20 protein-coding genes are annotated in these 21,378 nt (G+C 43.1%); 4 read left to right on the top strand and 16 right to left on the bottom strand.

From position 1 onward, the window contains the following. Positions 1-199: 199 nt before the first annotated feature. Together EA772_RS22480 and EA772_RS22125 are read right to left on the bottom strand one after the other, a co-directional pair. Entirely contained in the window at positions 200-556 is a 357-nt protein-coding gene (locus tag EA772_RS22480; RefSeq protein ID WP_124914074.1) for a cytochrome b/b6 domain-containing protein, read from the bottom strand. A gap of 156 nt (positions 557-712) precedes the next feature. After that, positions 713-952: a hypothetical protein gene (locus tag EA772_RS22125; protein ID WP_168187444.1), complete on the bottom strand. Its 240-nt coding sequence runs from the start codon at positions 950-952 to the stop codon at positions 713-715. Between EA772_RS22125 and istA the strand changes: the two genes are divergently transcribed. Further along, on the top strand, positions 881-2,455 hold the full coding sequence (gene istA, locus EA772_RS15935; RefSeq protein WP_371683154.1) for an IS21 family transposase: 1,575 nt from the start codon (positions 881-883) through the stop codon (positions 2,453-2,455). The genes EA772_RS22125 and istA overlap by 72 nt on opposite strands. A gap of 11 nt (positions 2,456-2,466) precedes the next feature. Next, a complete protein-coding gene (gene istB / locus EA772_RS15930; protein WP_124910880.1) occupies positions 2,467-3,198 on the top strand; it encodes an IS21-like element helper ATPase IstB in 732 nt (243 codons plus the stop codon). Between the two features lie 307 nt (positions 3,199-3,505). Here the strand turns inward: istB and EA772_RS15925 are convergent, their stop codons facing one another. The 9 genes from EA772_RS15925 to EA772_RS15885 all read right to left on the bottom strand — a co-directional run bounded on the left by EA772_RS15925 (position 3,506) and on the right by EA772_RS15885 (position 13,949). Next, positions 3,506-4,762 (bottom strand): HAMP domain-containing sensor histidine kinase, encoded by a 1,257-nt coding sequence (locus EA772_RS15925; protein ID WP_210405045.1) that lies wholly within the window; start codon positions 4,760-4,762, stop codon positions 3,506-3,508. Next, positions 4,759-5,436, bottom strand: coding sequence for a response regulator transcription factor (locus EA772_RS15920; RefSeq protein ID WP_124914073.1), 678 nt, complete (start codon positions 5,434-5,436; stop codon positions 4,759-4,761). The genes EA772_RS15925 and EA772_RS15920 overlap by 4 nt, the downstream gene beginning before the upstream one ends. Positions 5,437-5,512: 76 nt before the next feature. After that, positions 5,513-6,094 (bottom strand): HD domain-containing protein, encoded by a 582-nt coding sequence (locus EA772_RS15915; protein ID WP_124914072.1) that lies wholly within the window; start codon positions 6,092-6,094, stop codon positions 5,513-5,515. 234 nt (positions 6,095-6,328) lie between these two features. Continuing rightward, positions 6,329-7,363 carry an alcohol dehydrogenase AdhP gene (adhP, locus tag EA772_RS15910; RefSeq protein WP_124914071.1) on the bottom strand — a complete coding sequence of 345 codons (1,035 nt, stop codon included), beginning with the start codon at positions 7,361-7,363 and terminating at the stop codon, positions 6,329-6,331. 26 nt (positions 7,364-7,389) lie between these two features. Beyond that, complete coding sequence (locus tag EA772_RS15905) at positions 7,390-8,358, bottom strand: universal stress protein (RefSeq protein ID WP_124914070.1); 969 nt, start codon at positions 8,356-8,358, stop codon at positions 7,390-7,392. Between the two features lie 437 nt (positions 8,359-8,795). After that, positions 8,796-10,097 carry an NRAMP family divalent metal transporter gene (locus EA772_RS15900; RefSeq protein ID WP_124914069.1) on the bottom strand — a complete coding sequence of 434 codons (1,302 nt, stop codon included), beginning with the start codon at positions 10,095-10,097 and terminating at the stop codon, positions 8,796-8,798. 30 nt (positions 10,098-10,127) lie between these two features. Beyond that, a complete protein-coding gene (locus EA772_RS15895) occupies positions 10,128-12,650 on the bottom strand; it encodes a cation-translocating P-type ATPase (RefSeq protein ID WP_124914068.1) in 2,523 nt (840 codons plus the stop codon). Positions 12,651-12,968: 318 nt separating this feature from the next. After that, a complete protein-coding gene (locus EA772_RS22475; protein ID WP_371683171.1) occupies positions 12,969-13,178 on the bottom strand; it encodes a helix-turn-helix domain-containing protein in 210 nt (69 codons plus the stop codon). Between the two features lie 207 nt (positions 13,179-13,385). Continuing rightward, positions 13,386-13,949, bottom strand: a complete 564-nt coding sequence (locus EA772_RS15885; protein ID WP_124914067.1) for an HdeD family acid-resistance protein — start codon at positions 13,947-13,949, stop codon at positions 13,386-13,388. A gap of 304 nt (positions 13,950-14,253) precedes the next feature. On the opposite strand from EA772_RS15885, the gene EA772_RS15880 reads away from it, so the two are divergent. Then, positions 14,254-14,733, top strand: coding sequence for a universal stress protein (locus EA772_RS15880; RefSeq protein ID WP_124914066.1), 480 nt, complete (start codon positions 14,254-14,256; stop codon positions 14,731-14,733). Between the two features lie 474 nt (positions 14,734-15,207). On the opposite strand, the gene EA772_RS15875 is transcribed toward EA772_RS15880, so the two are convergent. The 5 genes from EA772_RS15875 to EA772_RS15855 form a co-directional block, all read right to left on the bottom strand. Then, the gene (locus EA772_RS15875) at positions 15,208-16,683 is read right to left on the bottom strand and encodes a L,D-transpeptidase family protein (RefSeq protein WP_168187580.1); all 1,476 of its coding nucleotides are present in this window, start codon (positions 16,681-16,683) and stop codon (positions 15,208-15,210) included. 101 nt (positions 16,684-16,784) lie between these two features. Further along, positions 16,785-17,507 carry a TIGR00730 family Rossman fold protein gene (locus EA772_RS15870; RefSeq protein WP_124914064.1) on the bottom strand — a complete coding sequence of 241 codons (723 nt, stop codon included), beginning with the start codon at positions 17,505-17,507 and terminating at the stop codon, positions 16,785-16,787. Between the two features lie 190 nt (positions 17,508-17,697). Next, positions 17,698-17,937, bottom strand: coding sequence for a DUF2892 domain-containing protein (locus tag EA772_RS15865; protein ID WP_124914063.1), 240 nt, complete (start codon positions 17,935-17,937; stop codon positions 17,698-17,700). Positions 17,938-18,340: 403 nt separating this feature from the next. Beyond that, positions 18,341-18,718, bottom strand: coding sequence for a hypothetical protein (locus EA772_RS15860; protein WP_124914062.1), 378 nt, complete (start codon positions 18,716-18,718; stop codon positions 18,341-18,343). 161 nt (positions 18,719-18,879) lie between these two features. Continuing rightward, on the bottom strand, positions 18,880-19,752 hold the full coding sequence (locus tag EA772_RS15855) for a universal stress protein (protein ID WP_124914061.1): 873 nt from the start codon (positions 19,750-19,752) through the stop codon (positions 18,880-18,882). Between the two features lie 301 nt (positions 19,753-20,053). Between EA772_RS15855 and EA772_RS15850 the strand changes: the two genes are divergently transcribed. Then, positions 20,054-21,157, top strand: a complete 1,104-nt coding sequence (locus tag EA772_RS15850) for a hypothetical protein (protein ID WP_210405044.1) — start codon at positions 20,054-20,056, stop codon at positions 21,155-21,157. Positions 21,158-21,378 lie beyond the last annotated feature (221 nt).

Below are 21,378 nucleotides of genomic sequence, written 5' to 3'. Positions count from 1 at the left end.
AATCTGAAGACATTCTGAAGTTCTGTATTACAATGTGTTAATATTTGTTAATAATTAATATCAGAAGGTTTTTGGCACTAATCTTTTTGGAACTTCCTATTTAATTGTTTGATCATTAACTGCAGCAACTCATAGCGTTATTTCTATCCACCTCCATTGATCATATCAGAAACAATTCCTTTCCCGTCTTTACGCTTACCTAAGAACACTCCAACCAGATGGAGGACAATAAACCGAGTATCAGGTACATGCAAAAGCCATGGAATTCTTTTATGCGATGGTTAATATTTTCCGGGATGCCGGTATAATCCTCAAAAGCAAGCAACAGACCGGTGAGAACCATAATACATAATAAAAGATAAAAAATGAGATAAAGTCCTTTTACCACCAGCTCATGTTTTGCTGCCTCGTGTTCTTTTTTAGCATAAAATAAGCCTGGTAAACTTTTTGGGGCCTGGGTATGAGTTTTTGCGCAGTTGACATAGAAAACTCGGCAATTAACCTGAAAAGAAAAAGAGCAGCTAGGGCATAACCAAAATAAATGTGTATACCCCAAATATGGTCCTCCAAACCATGTATTACCGCACCGGCCTGCTTATTACTTACAGATGCTCCGGCATTTGGATATTCCGACCCATACTACACCACCCATTCCGAGGCATAGTACACCAGTCATTCCGAGCCAAAGTACACCAGTTTTTGTTTGAGCTAATTAAATATTCCGAGGCAAAGTGCGCCATTTTTGGTTCATTTCAGGATTATTTTTCTCTGCCATTCCGACACATACTGCACCATTATATTTAACCATATTACGCAATTGGGCATAGTTTAACCCGCCAATTATATAGGTTTGGTAAGCATCAAGCTTACCCCTGTAGATATGGCGAACAAACTGCTCAGCATGAATAAGATTAGACAGATACTCATTTTCCTGGATCAGGGTGTCTCCCAACGGAAAATAGAAAAAGAGGTCAGGGTCAACAGGCGTACCATCGCGAGTTACCTCGAAAAGTTCAGATCGACAGGTTTGACTTTTGGTGGCTTGCTAAAGCTCTCTGATAGGGACATCGATGAGATTCTTGGCCTTATAAACGAAGAGGTAATGGAGGATGCTGACCCCAGGCGGGTTCATTTTCTTGAACATTTAGAATATCACAATGAACAGCTCGCCACCAAAGAAGGCGTAACCAGGTTATTGCTGTGGGAAGAGTATATTACCAATTATCCGGAAGGGTTCCAGTATTCCAGATTCTGTGATCTGCTGCAGGAACATAACCGGGCCTCGAAGGCCGTTATGCATTTTGAGCATAAGCCAGCTGAGATGATGCAGGTTGATTTTGCCGGTGCGCCACTGCATTATCTGGATACTTCTACAGGAGAACTGGTTAGCTGTCCGGTGTTTCTTGCCATTCTTCCCTTTAGCGGTTACGGTTACGTGGAAGCACTTGTAGATGCAAAGTTGCCTCAGGTTGTATCGGCACTGAACAAAGCACTCATCTATATCGGTGGTGTGCCCAAAGGGGTAAAATCGGATAATATGAGGCAATGGGTATCCAAAAGCTCAAAGTATGAACCTGTCTTTACCGAGATGCTGGAGCAATGGGCTAACCATAATAAGATTGCGCTCTTTGCTGCACGCCCGTATAAGCCAAAGGATAAACCAAGCATAGAGAACTTTGTGAGGATAGCCTATATGCGCATCTATGCCAAACTTAGGAACCAGACCTTCTACAGTCTCAAGGAATTGAATGAGGCAATCAGAATTAAGCTTAATGAACACCACCAGCTTAGTTTTCAACGCAAAAGTTTCAGCCGCTATGAGCTATTCCACAATAATGAGTCTGCACTTTTGCAACCACTTCCAGAAACATCATTCTCTATCCAGCACTACACCAGGGCAAAAGTTCAGAAGAACTATCATGTCGTCGTAGGTGAAGACTGGCACTATTACAGCGTTCCCTTCAGATATATCGGCAAGGAGGTCAGGATTTCATATTGTATGGACAGCGTTGAAATCTTCCATAATTGCACCCGGATTGCCATACATGTCCGGAGTTTCAGAAAACACCATTTCACAACCGTAAGGGAACATATGCCTGAAGCTCACCAATCCTTTTCGGATGAAAAGGGATGGGATCCTGAATATTATCTGAAACAGGCTGAAAAAGCAGGTCAGAACACTTATGACTTTATTCAAAAGCTGATGCAGAGCAATCCCGTCATCCATCAATCATATGCTGGCTGCGCCGGACTGATGCGGCTCTTGAAAGCCTACGGGGCGGCAAGAATGGAAGCTGCCTGCAAAAGAGCACTCACCGGACACAGGTTTAAATATACTGTGATAAAAAACATTCTTGACAACAATATGGACATGGTCGAGGAAATAGAACAGAAAGAATACAGGACACCGCTACACCAGAACGTGCGAGGAGCTGAAGCATACAAAACCAACTAATAAAGATCAATATGAATACACAGAACACAGTAGACCAGATGAAAAGCCTAAGGCTGGGCGGAATGGCAAGGCGCTATGAGGCAACGCTACAATTGCCAATACACGAAATCCAGGACCCACATTCAATGCTCGCTATGCTTATCCAGGCAGAAATCGAGTACCGCGAGTATGCAAGAACAGAAAAATATCTCAGGTACAGTAAACTTAGATATCATGCCCTTCCCGAAGATATACTCTGTACTTCCGAGCGTGGCATTACCCGCGAACAGGTACTAAGACTCTCGGACGGCACTTTCATTGAACGTGGTGAAAATGTGCTTATTACCGGCGCTACCGGGTGCGGCAAAAGTTTCCTTGCCTGTGCACTGGGACGCAGTTCCTGCCTACTTGGATTCCGTACGCTATATTTCAGTATGAATAAGTTTCTGGATGCTCTTGCCCAGGCAAGGCTCGATGGAACTTACCTCCGATGGATTAAGGGGATATCCTCAAATAGGCTACTGATATTAGACGACTTCGGGCTTAAGCCCCTGAGCAATGATGCCAGGATTGCAATACTTGATATTCTGGAGGATAGATATGGCAACGGTGCGACAATAATAACCTCACAGCTGCCAGTAGATAACTGGTACAACTTTATAGATGAACCTACACTTGCAGATGCAATTATGGACAGGCTGTCAGCATCTGCTCACAGAATTGCACTCACGGGCAAATCCATGAGAAATAAAAAAAATCATTAAGTTTACAGAATATCGCTTTGTCCAAAAGTGATATGGTTAAAAGTTAGTGCTAAAGCCAGAACCAAACTGGTGCACTATGCCTCGGAATGTGGTGTACTTTGTTCGGAATAATCAGCATTCATCAATTCACTTCTGACAAAGCTGCGTTGTGCGCGATCGAAGCGTGCGGAGTTGATCAGCACCGTGAGCAGCGATCCTGAGATTAGGATAAAATTTATCCAGTGCCAGAAGCGCACAGAAGAATGTTTCTTTCCTTTTCTGTCACTTCGATTTCTGAATTGGTAGGTTCGATAATGACCATATGATTTTATTGAGCGTTAAATTTTATGGTGAAGGTGTGCAAGTCCTGATGATAGGAATAATCAAGCTGATAATGTTGCCGGTTGCAGATCTGCTTCAAGATAGCAAGTCCTAAACCAGTCCCTTCTGAGGCATTATCCTTATAGAAACGGTCAAATATTTTTTCTGGATCAAGTGCCTTGTTGTGACCGGTATTGGCAAATACTATTTCCCTCCCCCCCAAACTGATCTCAATTTTTCCTCCACCATAGTTATGCCTTATCACATTGCTAAATAAATTATTGATCAATATTTCAAGCAGCTGCCGGCTGGCAAAAATACTTACATCGGCTACGTTGGTTTCTACAGAAATATTCCGCTCGGTAATTAGTTCCTGAAAGTAAATTTGCTTTTCCTCAATAAGCGATTTTAAGTGAATCTTTTCCTCGTCCTGCAATAAATTGTTATCAATTTTAACCAAAAGCAAAAGCGACTGGTTAAGCTTTGTTAATCGAGAAGTCGCCTTGTACAGCTCTACCAGTGTTTCTCCATCCTCTTTACCTAAAACATTAGACTGAAGCATATTATCAAGCTTCGAATTGATCACGGCCAGGGGCGTCATCATTTCGTGGGAAGCATTTTCGGTAAACAGTTTAATCTCGTTGTAATCAGACTTCACCTTTCCCGAAAGCTCGACCAATACCTGGTTAAGCTGCCTGAATTCAGCAACGGGCATTTCAACGGGCTCGTATGGTCTTTCATGATTAATATTGAATGCTGTAATATTTTTTAAGAGCTGCTCAAAAGGAGTCCAGATTTTTCTGAGCAAAATCCTGTTCACCAGTAACACCAGTGCAAAAAGCAACATCACCGGTATCAGGATAATCAAACAGATGATCCTGATCTGCTCCTGCCGTTCAAATTTAGAGGCGATGACCAGGACCTGGTAAGGTTGCCCAACCAGTTCGAGTTCGGTTTTGAGGTACCTTGCGGTTTCTTCCCGGTGCTTAAGGGGATTATAGAATAGCGTATCAGCGTAACTACTGGAAGGACTGGCCTTCTTTATTTTTTTATATTGAACAACAAGGTCCTCAAATTCATGCGGCTGATAAAAATTTCCTTTTGCTGAAAATTCTTTTACCTCCATAACCTCTTCCACCAGGTCATGATCGATCTGCCTATCGATGTAATAGACTAGCATCTGGTAAAAAAGAAACCCGATCAGCAGCAATCCGAAAAGACTGATGATCATCAGTATCCTGTTATATCTGGTAAACAGCTTCATACCGTCGTAAATTTATATCCAATGCCATATACCGACTGAAAATAATCCCTGCTCCCTGCATCGATGAGTTTTTTTCTGATATTCTTAATATGGGTATAAATAAAATCAAAACTATCGGCCATATCAGAATCATCTCCCCAGATGTGCTCTACGGCAGCAGATTTAGAGATGACCTTGCCTTTATTGGAAACAAAATAAAGCAGGAGGTCAAATTCTTTTTTGGTCATATAGACTACCTTGCCCTTTACAAGCACCTCTTTAGCGTCAAGGTCTACACGTATTTCATTAAATTCAATATGCCGCTCCCCATGTGCACTCTTCCTTCGCACTATAGCTAGAATCCTGGCATTGAGCTCCGAGAGGTGAAAAGGCTTCACCAGGTAATCATCAGCACCAAGGCCCAGTCCCTCAATTTTCTGGTCGATAGAATTTCTAGCAGAGACAATAATTACCCCTTCTTTTCTATCCATCCTTTTGAGATAGTTTAAGATCTGAAGTCCCTCACCATCAGGAAGTGTCAGATCCAGCAGTATGCAATCATACTCATATGAGCCCAGCCGTTCAACTGCTTCAAGATAGGTTGAAGCCATGCTGCAAAGATTACCCTCAGCCATTAGGTATTGGCTGATATTGCGCTGAAGGTCTTGCTCGTCTTCTATAATGAGGATTTTCATGATAGTCAAATATGGTATAAGATACTGAAGACATCTTGAAGTTGGATAAAAAACAGGTCCAAACTTTTAAAAGTGCTCAGACAGCGGATAACCTATGAATATTAAGTTCTTTTCCCTCTCGAAACTTATTTCTGGAATAGGGGGAAAAATATTCATGGTTGCACAGTAGACTAAGATTTAGCGCATCCCATTGCTGTTTATCATAAGAGCGTTTCAGCATAACCTCCCATTCCCTTTTTAGGTTTTCTGCAAAAAGAAGGTAATCATCGAGCGAAAAATGATAGAGGTCAGCATCGCATAGGATCATGCTCAGTTTTTCGGTGGGCGATTGTGGAAATCCGGTCGCGAGAATACAACTGCAGACCGAATCAATGACTTCCTGACCGACATCTTCCTGTCTTAAAAAATCAGCTGCAATCCGCATGCTTTCCTCTTCGTGTCCGATATACTTTCTAATATAACCGGAGTCATGAAACAGTGCGGAAAGCTCCAGTATATATTTTTCCTGATCATCAAGCCCGCTGTGGCTTCCGATCTCCTTGACAGTCTTTAGCGTCCTAAGCGTATGCTCCAGGTTATGGAAATACATGGTCTTTGGAAGACAGTCCGAAAATAATTTTTTAATGTAAGCACTTGCCTTTGCTATCAGTTCTTCCATAATGTGTTCCCTCTTTAAAAACGCAGTGATAATAGCCAACAAATCTAAAGACACTTTGAAGTTGTCTCAAACAGTCGATTATGCCCCGCGAAAGATACATTCAAAAATAATGGGATCACTTTTACAACTGTTTATTTTCTTAAGCGGACTTTTTTAGTAACAGGTTCTAGTGACCGGACATTCTGCCATGAACAATACCTTAAGTTAGAACACCGAAGCCCATGAGCAAACACCCTACTCATTTGCAATTTCCAGTACAATACGCCCACTGATATCTCCCTTTTTCATATTGTCAAATACCTGATTGATGTCTTCCAACTTTGCGGTATGGATACATGCATGGACTTTTCCGTCTACGGCAAAATCAATGGCTTCCTGCATATCTTTCCGGGTACCGACAATGGATCCCCTGACGGTGAGTCTTTTCAGAACCGTTTCAAAGATGGGAAGATCAAAGCTACCGGGCGGAAGCCCGTTAAGCGAAAGGGTTCCTTTTTTTCTAAGCGCGGAAAGGCCCTGTGAAAAGGCGATAGGAGATACCGCGGTAACAAGCACGCCATGCATACCTCCTGTCTGCTTCTGCAGAACTGCACCTGGATCCTCTTCGCTGGCGTTGACAGTGATATCAGCACCAAGCTTTCTTGCCAGTTCCAGCTTATCATCCGCAACATCGATTGCAGCGACCTGAAAACCCATTGCCTTGGCGTACTGAACGGCAAGATGTCCAAGCCCGCCGATGCCTGATATCGCAACCCATTCCCCTGGCTTGGCATCGGTTTCCCTAAGCCCCTTATACACCGTTACCCCTGCACAGATGATGGGAGCCATTTCAGAGAAATTAATATAGGAAGGAAACCTGGCTACATAGCGGCTATCTGCGACCACATATTCGGCAAAACCTCCGTCAACGCTATAGCCGCCGTTCTGCTGGTCATCACAAAGGGTTTCCCAGCCGGTAATGCAGAATTCGCAGCATCCGCAGGCACTAAAAAGCCATGGTACGCCCACCACATCGCCTTCTTTCATATTCTTTACACCATGGCCCAGAGCTGCTACCACCCCGATGGCCTCATGCCCGGGAATAAGCGGCATCTTGGCCTTGACGGGCCAGTCGCCGCTACAGGCATGGAGATCGGTATGGCAAACCCCGCAGGCAAGCACTTTCACCAATACCTGATATTCTCCGGGTTCTTTGACCTTGACCTGCTCAATCTGCAGGGGTGATCCAAAGCTGTGGATCACGGCCGCTTTCATTGTTTTTGGAATCATTTTGAATATATTTAGCCTAGAGATTTTTAACAGACAACGGCCTTATGTCCCTGGGGAAATACGAGCAGCGGGAGTTCGGTAAGCCTGGCCATTTTTTGGCTATGGCTACCCACTAGCACCCCGTCGAGAAAATCATGCGGACGATGTATCATGGCGAGGCAATCTACTTGCCCGTGTTCACTAAGCCATTCCAATCCTCCCTCGACATCCTTATTGTATACATTTTTGTAATAGATCTTATCGTAGTTGATGTTCGTCTTAAGCTCGGCAATAAAGTCATTTATCTTTCCTGTTCTTTCGGGCCCCGCCCCATTTTCGACAACATGGACGATAAGCAGCTCTGCATTGAATGCTGCCGCCAGCCCCACAAGGGACTGAATGGCCTCGAAGTCCGCTATGCTCAGATCGGTTGCCAACGCGATTTTGGTAAGGGGGCTGAATTTTACATTTTTCGGTATGAGCATCAAGGGTAGCTGCGCAGCATCTATCATGTCCCTGGTACTGCTGCCCAGAAAAAACCTCCGCATATCCCCGGCACCGGAAAGTCCCATCACTGCCAGATTAACCCTAGCGGTCAGAACTGCTTCACGCACCAGATCCGAGAGGTCACCCACCTCTGCTTTTACAGAAACTTTGGGAAACGCTTTATCGGGGAGACCGCTGGTATCAACGATCAGATTGGCACAGTCCTTCAGCGCTCTTTTGCTCTGGCTAATGACCAAATCATAATCCATCGGCCAGACCATTCCTCCTGGGATGGGCTGTGAGAGTGGAACGGTAATGGCATTGCACAGTATCAGGTTAGCCTTAACCCTTTTTGCAAGTTCGAATGCATAATGTGACGCATTTTCAGCAGATTCTGAAAAATCGGTCAAAGCAAGTATTGTTTTCATCATTTTCGCAATTAGTCGGTTTTTAGCCCCAGTCTTTATGTCCAGAAGAAATGATGTTCGAAGATCAATATTTCCGGGATCTGTGCCAATGACGGTTGTCATCACTATAAGAACTCCTGATCATTATTTAAACGCCAATTGAATACTCAGTAGATTGCAACATTGTGCTTTTCTAACGAGCAGAATATCTATCTCGACAAATTGTTTAGCTAAAAAATAATGCTTTATTCGCAAGATGCCTATCCTCTGGGAATAACCATTGAACCATGCCTGATGGCATTAACTACATGTATAATTTTTCGGCTATGCCCTTAATATTAACCGCAACCATAATCTAACTCAGCACCATCTTTTTTCAAGAAAGATTTCATGGCATCACTTCCTCCTCTCTTTAAGTCTGTATTTTCAGCCAAAGCCATTTTAGGAAATAACATTTTCTTTGTGCTCTAAACCAACTCGAACCAGCCCGCCATTGAGAGTAGCGAACGGGAATATCGAAAAGCCCCTTTCGCTGTTGCGTATTAAAATGAAAGAATAGATCACTTGAAAACAGTATAAAACATTGCAATCGATGCTGCTGACATAGCAAAAAAGGTAACCAATAAAAGTATATTGGAACACCAGCCATTTTTATATTCTTTCATTATTGTATCCTGTCTGGCTATATTAAAAATCAAAAACAACAACGGGACTGCGGCAACTCCGTTCAGGACCGCGGCATAGATTAGCGCCTTGACCGGATCTACGCCAATAAAATTCATCACCAGACCAATAATGGTTGCTGCGCAGATTATAGCATAGAAAGCCGGTGCTCTCTTCAGTTTTAGGTTCAATCCCGATTTCCATTCAAATGCCTCACAAACGGCGTAAGCGGCTGACCCGGAGAGAACCGGTATTGCCAATAAGCCCAGACCAATGATACCAAAGGCGAAAATCAGCTTGGCTAACAAACCTGCATGGGGAAAAGTGTGGACAAGCGGCTCTATGGCTTTCGCTGCATCTGCAGCAGTTTTAATATCTTTAACACCGCTGCTATGAAGCACGGTTGCACTTACAATTATTATACTCCAAGCCGTAAATTCTGAAAAAAGCATGCCCACAGTATTGTCAATACGCATGCGCCTGATCTGGGCCCAGCTAACCTGGCGGCCCCTCTTTAAGACCCTGTCCCGCTGTTTCTGCTCTTCGACTTCCTGTGATGCTTCCCAGAAAAACATGTATGGCGAGATGGTAGTCCCCAATACTCCGGTAATGATAAACAGAAAAGTGAAAGAAAACTCAAAGTGCGGTATTATGGTAGCCTTAAAAATAATTGTCCATGGCTGATTGATGATAAGCAAAGTAAACGGATAGGCAATTAGGGCAAGGGATAGCCATTTCAGTATCTTGGAATATAACTTATATGAGGCAAATAACTCTAAAATAAGAATTATAGTAGTAAAAAGCAATGTTAGAATAATAAAAGGCAATGGCAGCAGCAATCTCATCGCCGCTGCCATTGCCCCAATATCCGCACCAATGTTTATGGTATTGGCCACCACCACAAGTCCGACTACCAAAAGCAGTACTGTACGGCTATAATGTTCCTTTATGACGGCAGATATTCCCTTTCCGGTGACCAATCCTATCCGGGCACATGATTCCTGAACAGCTATCATAAAAGGCAGCATGTATAATGCCGTCCACAACTGACCATAACCGAACTGAGCTCCGGTCTGAGAATAGGTGGCAATTCCGGAAGGATCATCATCTGCGGCCCCAGTTACAAATCCCGGACCCAAAATTTCAAGCAAACGGCGGATTTTAGTCTTGCGTTTTTTGGCAGATTGTCCTCTATTCATCTTATTTGATAACTTAAAATTTTTATTTAATTACTTATTTATTCCTCTGTTGGTCTTCACTAGCCGGTTTCTCAGTTTAACAACTTCAAACCAAACGACAGAAACAAATCCCAAGATAATGCTAATCAAAAGTCTAGATAAACTAAGGGGTTGAAATCCGAAAAACGATGCCACGGGCGGCACGTAAATCAATGCACTTGAAATAGCAACGGTAATGGCTATCATGATTGGAACAAGGTTATTCTTGTACCTTATGGTAGTAAAAAGCGAGTAGAAAAAAGAGCGGTTGACCAGCGTGAGCGATATATTTGCCGATATCAGACAGCTGAAGACCATGGTGCGGGTGATGGCCTCATCAGCCTCATCCCTAATCGCATACTGATAGGCAGCAAGGGTTCCAGCAGTAATAAACAATCCCTGAATGATGCTCATGGATAATTCTTTCCAGCTAAAAAAGGTTGCAGTCAGGGGCCTGGGTTTTTGCAGCATTGTATTTTTCTCGATCGGCTCATTCTCATAGATTATCGAACAGGTTGGGCCCATAATAAGCTCTAAAAAGATGATATGAACAGGTGAGAAAATATTGGGGTAAATCCAACCCATTGCCAATGGTATAAACACGGCTAATACAATGGGAATATGAATGGATATAATATACTGTATAGCCTTTTTCAGATTGGCATAAATGCGCCTGCCCATCGCAACCGCATCAACCATCTTGGATAAATCATCCTCGAGCAATATCAATGAGGATGCCTGCTTGGCAATTTCAGTTCCTTTTCTACCCATGGCGATACCGATATGCGCTGCTTTCAATGCAGGTCCGTCATTCACCCCGTCTCCGGTCATGGCTACTATTTCCTTATTGGCCTTGATGGCATTGATGATCTTTAGCTTGGCCTCAGGAAACATCCGGGTGAAAATATTTACAGATTTGACTTTTTTACCAAGCTGCGCTAAAGATAGCAGCATCAGCTCATCGCCGCCTATGCAATCTTCAGCACCCTTGAAACCAATCTGCCTTGCGATGGCACCAGTGGTCTGTGCATTGTCCCCTGTGATAATCTTAACAGCGATACCCGCTGCGTAAAAGGCATCCAGTACAGCGCTGATATTTTTCTTTGGTGGATCATAGAAGGCAAGGAGACCTTTAAATGAAAACTCATATCCTTGCTGATTTGTTGGAAAATTATCCCCTTCAAAGCTGGCCTGTCCAACCGCCAAAACGCGGTACCCCTCTTTAGCTAGCGAAAAAATCGCTTCATTGACGTTTTGTTTTTGAATCCCACTGAGATGACTTACCATCATAAGCGCTTCCGGTGCCCCTTTTGCTGAGATAATCCGCTGTCCATAGGAGTTTTCAAACAGATGAGTCATCATCGGAGGCTTCCCTCCCAGCGGATACTCATGAATCATATGAAATTCAGGACGCTCGTCTTTTGCTGAATTTTTAAGGTATGCATCATGTAGGGCGACTTCCATCGGATCGAAGGGTATGGGTTCACTGGCCCACATGCCCAGGGTTAAGATTTCCTGGGTGGCCGAATCGAAAAGATGACCTTCGACATTATTGATTTGATTGGTCTGCAGGGCATATATTTTTGTCAGGCTCATGCGGTTCTCAGTCAGGGTTCCGGTTTTATCGGTACAGATCACTGAGGCACTACCAAGGGTCTCAACGGTTTTCATTTGCTTGACAATGATCCCCATGTTCATCATGCGCCAGGCGCCCAGTGCCATAAAGGTTGTGAATGCCACAGGGATTTCTTCCGGCAAAATGCTCATTGCCAGTGTCAGGGCCTTGATCAGGCTGTCCAGGATATGCGGAAAGCGGAGGTAGTTTATTAACCACACGGCGAGAAATACAATCCCGCCAACCATTACCATTTTTTTAACAAAACTGTTTATCTGCAGCTCAAGTGGCGTTTCTTCTTCTTCTATAGACTCCAGGCTTTTCCCGATCACGCCCAGGCGGGTTTTATTTCCTATTGCCTGTACTGTGGCAATAGCAAGGCCGCTTGCTACGGTGGTTCCGTGAAAAATTAAATTTTCCTCTGACGAACTGTCTTTGTAAACGGCAAGGGACTCACCTGTGAGTACGCTTTCATTGACAGAGAAATCATTGGAATGAACAATCACTGCGTCAGCCGTTATAGATTTCCCTTCTTCAACCATCAGGCAGTCCCCGATGACCAGGTCTGCTGAACTGATCACCATCACCGTCCCGTTTCTGATCACACTGCATTTGGGCTGCGAAAAATCCTGTAATTTTTCCAGGGCATTTCGGCTCCGCGAATCCTGATAAAGCGAGATGGCTGCCACAACCACCACGGCAAGGGAAAGAAAGATACCGTCACCGGGTTTCCCGGTGAGAAAATAAATCAGGGAAGCGGCCAACAGCAAGATAACCATTGGCTCTTTTATAATTCTTTTCAAGGCATCCAGGAAAGCATTTTCCTTTTTATAAGACAAGGTATTTGTGCCATACTTTTCCCTGGAGGCCTTTACCTGAATATCGCTCAAACCACTAAGCCCAAAAGTATTTATCTTCATTATCGGTGAATTATTTTTGCAAGGTTATATAACATTATTTTATTCAGATTAAAAACGCCATGATCTGCTTTACCCTGCCGCTATTCAGCTACGTGTTGGGTTTAAAGAAGCGGAACACGCAATAATCAACTAAAGACAGACTAAGCATAATGACATTGAAAAGAAGGGCGTTTCAGGGGATATTCAACAAACCTTGCCCATTTTTTTTTTGTATTTTTTTACTCATTAACACTCCGTTGTATTTTTCTAATAATCCGATGTGGCGCTCTACCCAGTACCTGACTTCCATATCTTCTACGACCGGTGAAGCACATATATCTAATTCAGAATCATAGATCGGACTGAAAACCCGTATATTTCCTCTAAAGCCATGGCAGAATTGATTCCGATGGTATTTTCAATCTTTATGATGGTCAAGGCATCAAGATTTTCTTCTCTGAACCATTGATATACCGTTGGCCGGGATACATTTAACCTGCGCGCCAGTTTGGATATCCCAAAACCGCTCCTGCGTACACTCCGTTCCAGCAGAGCCCCGTAATTTTTGGCTATAATTATTGAAGTTTGATTTAGCTGCCTTAGTCCGTAACAAAAGGTATGTCATTTCAAATTTATCGCTTGGGTAAAAAGGAAAGGATGACCTAAGTCATTACAACAAATGATTTCAATATCAAGCGTTTAACCCACCAGGAATAAGATCCATAACACCGGCAATCTGCTTCAGATTTTAAAAAATTAGCGAAGCGCATTTGCAGCGTTGAATAACCTAAACGAAAAAAAAATTCTCAACAGACCTGAGGTAATGAATAAAAGAGCCATCCAGGAGACAACGTTGATCATGCCCATAAGCGGATTATCCAGGATTAAAAAAGAGAAAATGAGGATGATAAGGCCGGGAAATAGGAAAACAAACCAATGCCGTCCTGAATAGGCTGTAGTATTCAAGGACCTTCCGATCTCCATAAAACCGTTCAATAACAGCCAAATCCCAATCAAAACAGGTAAAAGGATCATGGTCAGCATAGGGAAATAAAACAGATAAGCTGCTAATGCAATATCTATGATTGCCCCGCTCAGCAGCCATAACCAACCGGAAATCCTTCTGCGAAATGTAAATGCCAGATATAAATGAAAAAAACCGGATAACCCTAAGCCCATGGCCAATACCAGGCTTAATGAAAAGTATGCCTCTGATGGACTTATGAGTACATAAACACCTATAATAATCATCATTATTCCTGAAATCAACATCATCGGAAGAATTGGCATTATGCCCCTTGTTGAATGTTCGTTTTTCATATATTATAAATTTTAAGCCCCTGGTGCCGAAGAAATATACATATGGGAGCTCGGGTATATAATAAGTTTTTGCCAAAACTGACTATTGAAAAAAATCCGGAATCGCGGTCACAATAATGATCGTAAGTAAACCTTTGACAGGTCATTATGAATTTACCGGGGGTTTATCAATAAATCCTAAAGCGTATACAAAATTACTGCATCTGCCCGGACCAGCTATGATTCTGATCAACCGGGGGTATGATACCGGTCAGCATTTGGGACATTATTTTTAGCCATATTTATTTTATAAAACAGGAAAATCATGAACACCAAGAAAAAAGCATCCACAAAGATGATCCTAACGCTGACAGAATTCAGCAACAGGGATAAAAACGCTACAGATGCAGCACTAAAACTGGCTGCGAAACTTGGGCTGAACCTGATGCTTTTGCACGCCTACCCCATAACTGGCAATGAGCAGTCAAATGCCCGGATGGAGAATACTAAATACCTATCAGAGATCGATAAACATTTTGAAAGTGAAAAGGAAAGGCTGCTGGAGATATTAAAAATAAATCAAGGGGGCGTTTTCCAGCCCATCATCAAAAGCTGTTCGGGTGAGGGCAGTTTGTCGGACAACGTCTGCGGAATAATTGAAAAAGAAGATATCGTCATGATCGTTATGGGGGGACGCCCTGCCAGGGATAATGACTACCTGTTCTGCACAGAAATCGACGAGATACTCTATAAAACACATCGTCCGGTGCTCATCATTCCCGAAAAGATGGGCCTGGAGATTTAATTGTTGGTGGAATGAGAAATTTATTGCACCCTTTTAACGACATAGTCACTGAAGAATCTGCTGTGCACCCATAACATGAGGATTTGTAGCTGATGTTTCCCACTGCGATTTGCAGGCATCTGAGCGCTGGCTTAAAGCGCCATTGATTTCCCGGTCATGTTACGGGTTTTGTTCTCTGACATCTTTGCTTTGCAAGAACAGCTTATCTGCATCGAAAGGCTGATTCATTCCGTACAGCAATATAGGCATTGTTTCCGGCATCAAGATCTGAGCTAGGCGACTTTTTTAAAACCCCGGAATTTGGACAACACGGATAGGCAGCAGCGGAAATTCACACTTTTCTATGGTTGATCTTAACGTACTTCCGCCAATTATTATATTTGCACTCGATGCCTTGGTTATGTCCAAGACAACAAGGTCCATTTTTTCTGCATCAACACCTCATCGATCACATCTCCCCTCGATCCGCTTCCGCTATTTTTTGGTTCCTGCAAGCTGAACCTTCGAGGGAAACATCATTTGTTCCAGGGCAGCATCCCTTTTATAGATGTCAGGGTAAGACCTGAACATGCCATCATCGATCTCACACGTAAAATAAGTGATCTTTATAGGTACGGGATGAGTTAAAGCGAAAGTTCTTCTTTGCATTTTTTCCAGTGATTCGTTCATCTTCGGAATCCTGCCGGCCGGTCCATCATATTCCAGAAGTAACCTAGCCAGGCGGTCTGCATTTTCCACCCGAACACAGCCGTGACTGAAAGATCTTGACTCTTTTTTGAAAAGTTTTTGTTCTGGTGTATCATGCAGGTAAATATCAAAACGGTTCGGAAATCTAAAGACAATTTTTCCCAGTGCATTATCACATCCCGGTGACTGCTTCGCAAGATAAAGACTGGGTTGCGCGGATATTTCCTGCAGTTTTTTCCGTGTAATGACAATATAATTACCTTTTAGGTCATAAATCCCATAGTGGTTGTTGTTCAGGTAACTGGAATCCTTTAACGCTTTAGGCAACAGTTCTTTTGCAAAAATCTTTTGGGGAACTTTCCATTCAGGCGCCGTGGTCATGTAATTGACTTGGCTTTCAAGCTCTGGTGTCGGCGTGGAAGGCTTTCCTACCACAGTCTTGAAAAGTATGATGCTATCCCCGCGCAGAAGTTTAAGTGAATATGATGGAATATTAATGTGGATATAATAGTCCTCGCCGGAATTTATCCAGCGCATCCTTTCCATATTGAGCGCCATTTTCCTGGCATCACCTTCGGGAAATTCATAGCAATCGTCGATGTACTGTCCTTTTACCAGATGGAGATAATCCTGCAAAAGCCTATACATTTGCATTTTAGGTTGTGCCGAGACTACCACTTCCATGAAATCCCTTGAATGAAGAGCACCGGTTAAATGCGCCACCGGATCGAAACCGCTCTGCCTTCCCCCGTCCATAACCTCCGAGGTGTACACGGGATTAAACTTACCATAGTGCAGATGGATGACCAGGGTAATGAGCGCATCGGTTAAATAAACATCAAAATTAGCTTTATCCTGTCGATTTGACCGTGCCTGAACCAGTGGCTTTAAAAGATTATAGGTCAGTTTACCGGGATGAAAATCATCTCTGTTCAATCCGAACTGAAGTACACAGTCCATCAGAAGCATCGATTTGTAAATCTCCGACTTCACGGTGTCCGGTTTCACCCAGATAATGGAAAATCTCCAATTTTTGTAGAACTGCTTAACCAGTTTGGGATAGTTCAGCTGGGGTGATATTTGAGAAAGTGCAGTTTTGACATAAGGTGAATCAGCGAGAGATATTTCAGGTTTTGAGTAGTTGCTATCCCTTACCGATGGTGCGAATGCAGCCATTGAAGCTGAGAAGCCGCATAAAAGTGTAAGGAAGATAATTGTTTTCCTTAACATATTTTTCAGAAAATAAAAGTTCTGGGTTTTCATAATGAACTGTGTTATGTAGTAAAACTCCAAAGAATCCGCTTTATAAATAATGATCTGGGTCATCACGAGTACTGATTATCGACACTATAAGGAAAAGGCTATCATTGCCGCTCAAACAGCCAGCTTAAGGGACGGTGTTTTTTCACTTTTTGAAGGCCGAATTTTTTGATGCTATGCAGTTTGATAAACTCTTCAGCCTGGGAAATATCGTCGGTGATCAGAAGAAGGTTGAAATCAGCTTCGCTTATTGTCCTATTCTCCCTCATTTCAGCAATATGTCTCAATAGGTTCTTGTGAAATTCTTTTCCGAATATGATTACCGGAAAATCATGGATTTTGCGGGTCTGGATCAAGGTAAGGGCCTCAAAACACTCATCAAGTGTACCATATCCCCCGGGAAGGACAACGAAAGCAAAAGAGTACTTTACAAGGAGCACTTTACGGGTAAAGAAATGATTCATGTTGACCCACCTATCCAGGTAAATATTGGGTTTCTGTTCCCTGGAAAGAGAGATATTGCAACCCACTGAGCGGCCAGCTACGTCTTTTGCGCCCCGGTTCGCCGCCTCCATCAGCCCCGGTCCGCCTCCGGTCATGATGGTAAAACCAAGCTTTGCAAAAACGGAGGCTGCTTTTCTGGCAAATTGGTAGTACGGATGATCCTGGGAAAAACGCGCCGAACCAAAGAAGGTAATACAGGGACCAACAAAATGGAGGCCTCTAAACCCTCTCACCAGATCGACCATTGTCCTAATGACAAAAATAAATTCCTTTATTCTGGAATGCGGACCTTCCAGAAATTCGATCTCGGATTTACTGTTCATATTTTTGGTTAAATGAAAGGCGGTCAATTCTATTAAAAATGGTACAGGTCACTCTTTGAACTACCTGAAATTATGGAGAAAATTGTAGAAAGAAAATTTTCAGGATAAGCGGTATATATTTTTGCAGTAGCCCGACCAGAATCATTTAATTGCCTACGATTTTAATAAAAGTAACTTTGGGCGAAATTTTTTACCTATGCCTATTGGTCCGGATATCGAGGGCCATGTACAAGGGGCAAAATCCGAATATTCCGGTCCACAACAATATACCTGCAATACTGATCAGCGCCAACTCGGCACTTGCATTAAAAATACCAAGGATGTATGCCAGCAAAATTGCAATTGCCAGCAGGGTCCTTAACGCCCTATCTAATAGTCCCATATTTGTTTTCATTTCCATCGTCCTAATTTTTACAAGACACTTTCCCATTACTTCAGGAATTTTATTTGCTTAACGCTGAGACAAATCAAAGTCTGCAGCGGATTTCAAAAAACAATATACCCCCCTTCGGCTGATCACCAAATTCACTAAAAGTACTTAAAGCCCAAATGAGCCAAGTCATGTGTGATGATGATTGTTGATCTGTCAAAGAGAGGCTATAGAGAAAACTGAAGACTTCAGCTAACGCCAATCATTAGTGCATATGACCCAGATCAGCTGAGCGGGTGGCTGGTATTACTAGCTTTAGAAGTATAATCAAATTAAGCCAATGCAACATACTTTTAATTCCCAAGCGGACGGTTCAACAGAAAATAGTAGCGGTGTCTACCTTGCATCCTTCGGTGCGGCACAGACCGTGACCGGGTCAAAACATGTCCTTGATACCCCAGAATTAGATAATCGTCCTGATTGCAGTCTTTTCCAGGGGATCTTTCATTGCAGTTGACACTATAAAAGCGGAATTGCAGCGCTTAAAATCTATGCCCTGTTTTTTTTCCAGATAAATGCGCCCGGGGTTTTTCATGATTTTACCCGTTCCCAGGATCAGTGAATCCCCTTTCTTCAACAGCGGCAGCGGATTGGTGAAAACGGCATTTGCAGGTTTATCCGCGCGAAACCTGTAGGTAACAAAAAGCGTATCCCCCTGGTAGCTACCGGTAACTCTACCCTCATTTTTTTTGTGGTTGGAATAGCGAATCCGAAGATGCCCGCTCACCGCATTTTTTCCTGAGGTACTGATTTTTAAAAAAGCTGAATCTTTGCCATCCACTGCCATAAAACAGTCCCAGCTGGGCAGTGATTGTACGAGTTGTTCAATATTCTTATTTTCCGGGATATTGCGGATACATCATCAATACCGGAGGAGAGAGGATGAGCAGGTAAGTATATTTTATCTTCATGGTTTGTATTTTTAAGGTTGGGCGTAATTTATCATGCTTTTTTTTCAATATAGTCTGGAGGAAATACCAATAAGGGTGTAGTGGTATACCTTGCAAAACGTTTGGTTCTGCTTCCGCTGAATATTTTGTCGAGTATGTTATGCTTCCTGTGGAGCATCGAGACAATGTCTATATCTTCCTGTTCCGCTATCCATTCCAGCCCCTGATCAATATCATTGTTCCAGACCGGTTCATAACGGATTTTATTGTAGCCTGTAAGTATTCTCATCTGGCCGATAAAATCCTCACCGATAGCCTGCATACCGCTGTTGAGATCCTTTCTCATCTCAATGATGTGCAGCACGCAGACTTCAGATTTAAACCATGATGCAAGTTTACAGAGGTATACCAATGGTTTTATATCTTGCGGAGTGAGTGACCCGACATATACGATTTTCTTTATCCCGTGGTATCGGGCACCGAAAGGGATAAGAAGTACTGGGCGATCACCTTTTTCTATAATCGCCATGCTGTTACTGCCCAAGATAAAATTTACAAGCCCGCCCGCTCCGGACAACCCCATTACGACCAGGTCAGGATCAATCTGTCCGGAAATCTGTTCTATCACAGCAAGTACCGGGCCTTCAGCGCAACGGTAATTGACCATAGGACAATTGGCCGGTTCATCCGAGCAGGAATCATCCAGTAGTTTGTTGACCATGCGGTCGAGTTCACCACCGATAATCCCTTCAAGCTCCGCAGTATCGATAACCGGCCATAGACCGCTTTCCGATACAGTTACGGGAAGGATAAAAGCATTAACGATAGTTAACCGAGCATCCAACACCTTCGCCATGGAAATGGCATATTTTGCCGCACTTTCAGCGGGGGCCGAAAAGTCGGTCGGAACAAGGATTTTTTTCATTTCTTATTGCTTTTTTTCGGTAAAACCGATTCAAGATTATCTGCCATGGTCCATTTATTTTCCATCGCTATATTCACCATAATGCAGGGCTTTTCCAAAGTTAATACCTGAAGGGAAAGCCGGGAGATGATCTGGGTTAGTCAAAAGAATGATTTAAAACATTCAGGAAAGAAAAAATAAGCGCGGATCACCTAAATCCCATTATCACACAGATTACTTTTTAGGAAGACGGGAAAATTAAAAAACTGCTGCCCGAGCCATTAGGAGTGATTTGGATCAGTCTCTCCACTAATTATGCTCATTGAACGGGCATCTCTGCCAGAATAACTTTATAAATATGGCTATAGCCTATAAATCCCATATCCATAAAATAATGATAGAGATCCGGAAGGAAGGAGTTCTGCTCTACCCTACAGATCAGCCCTTTGAATCCAGGGCGGTACTTAACCCTGCAGTACTTCGGGAAGGAGAAAATATGGTGATGCTGTACAGGGCCGTTAATGCATCCGGCATCTCAACAATTGGTAAATGTGTATTTAAAGGCCCGCTCGAAATCATTCAGCGAGATAAAGCACCACTTCTAATTCCCTCAGGCGAAGAAGAAAGTACCGGAATAGAAGATCCCAGGCTGGTAAAAATAGATGGCACATATCTTTTAAGCTATACCGCTTTCGACGGAATGAATGCACTTGGTGCTGTTGCAGTATCTTCAGACCTGGAGACTTTTGAGCGTTATGGCGTCATTGTCCCTAAAATTGTCTTTCCGGCATTCAGAATGCTCGCGGAACAATCTGGGGTATTGAATCCAAAATATGCCAGGTATGCTCATGACAAGACCCTTGCCAAGGACAATAAACCTCTTCTGGTCTGGGATAAAGACCTGGTTTTCTTTCCAAGAAGGATCAATAGTAAACTATATCTCATGCACAGGATAAAACCGGACATACAACTGGCGAGTGGGGTCAATCTTTCGGATTTTGACAAGCCATTTTGGGAAGATTATCTAAAACATTTTGAGACACATATCCTACTTCGTCCGAAGTTCGCTCACGAGGTAAGTTATATTGGTGGCGGGTGCCCTCCGATCGAGACCGAATGGGGATGGCTGGTGATCTATCACGGGGTATGTGATACACCCGATGGCTACCAGTACAGTGCATCCGCTGCGCTGCTTGAGCTTGACAATCCTGAGCGGGAAATCTCCCGTCTGCCCTATCCGCTATTTTATCCCGAAGAAAATTGGGAATGTGATGGCGAGGTTAATAACGTCTGTTTTCCTTCCGGGGCGGCAATATTTTCAGGAAGGCTCTACATTTATTACGGTGCTGCAGACTCTTGCATCGCTTGTGCTTCAGTTGATCTCAAGGCTCTTTGTGTGGAGCTCTGGCATTTCCATGATCTATAGAAATCATGATAATACAATTTGACAAATGCCCATACCATTGACCTATTTATTTTTACTATGTTGAAATCTTGCCTTAGACAGGAAACAGCTTTTGCTGTAAAATGATTGGATATTAAATTTATTATTGTAAACACCTGCCTCATAAAAACCTAATTCCTTAATACCGCGAACCCTGGTCAGCCCGGTAAAAACGCGTTTGCCGGTAATTGAATAAAATTCCC

The sequence above is a fragment of the Pedobacter sp. G11 genome, assembly GCF_003860265.1.
GTDB classification, from domain to species: Bacteria; Bacteroidota; Bacteroidia; order Sphingobacteriales; family Sphingobacteriaceae; genus Pedobacter; species Pedobacter agri.
Note: the sequence above shows the minus strand (reverse complement) of the source record. Positions and strands in the feature narration are given on the sequence as shown.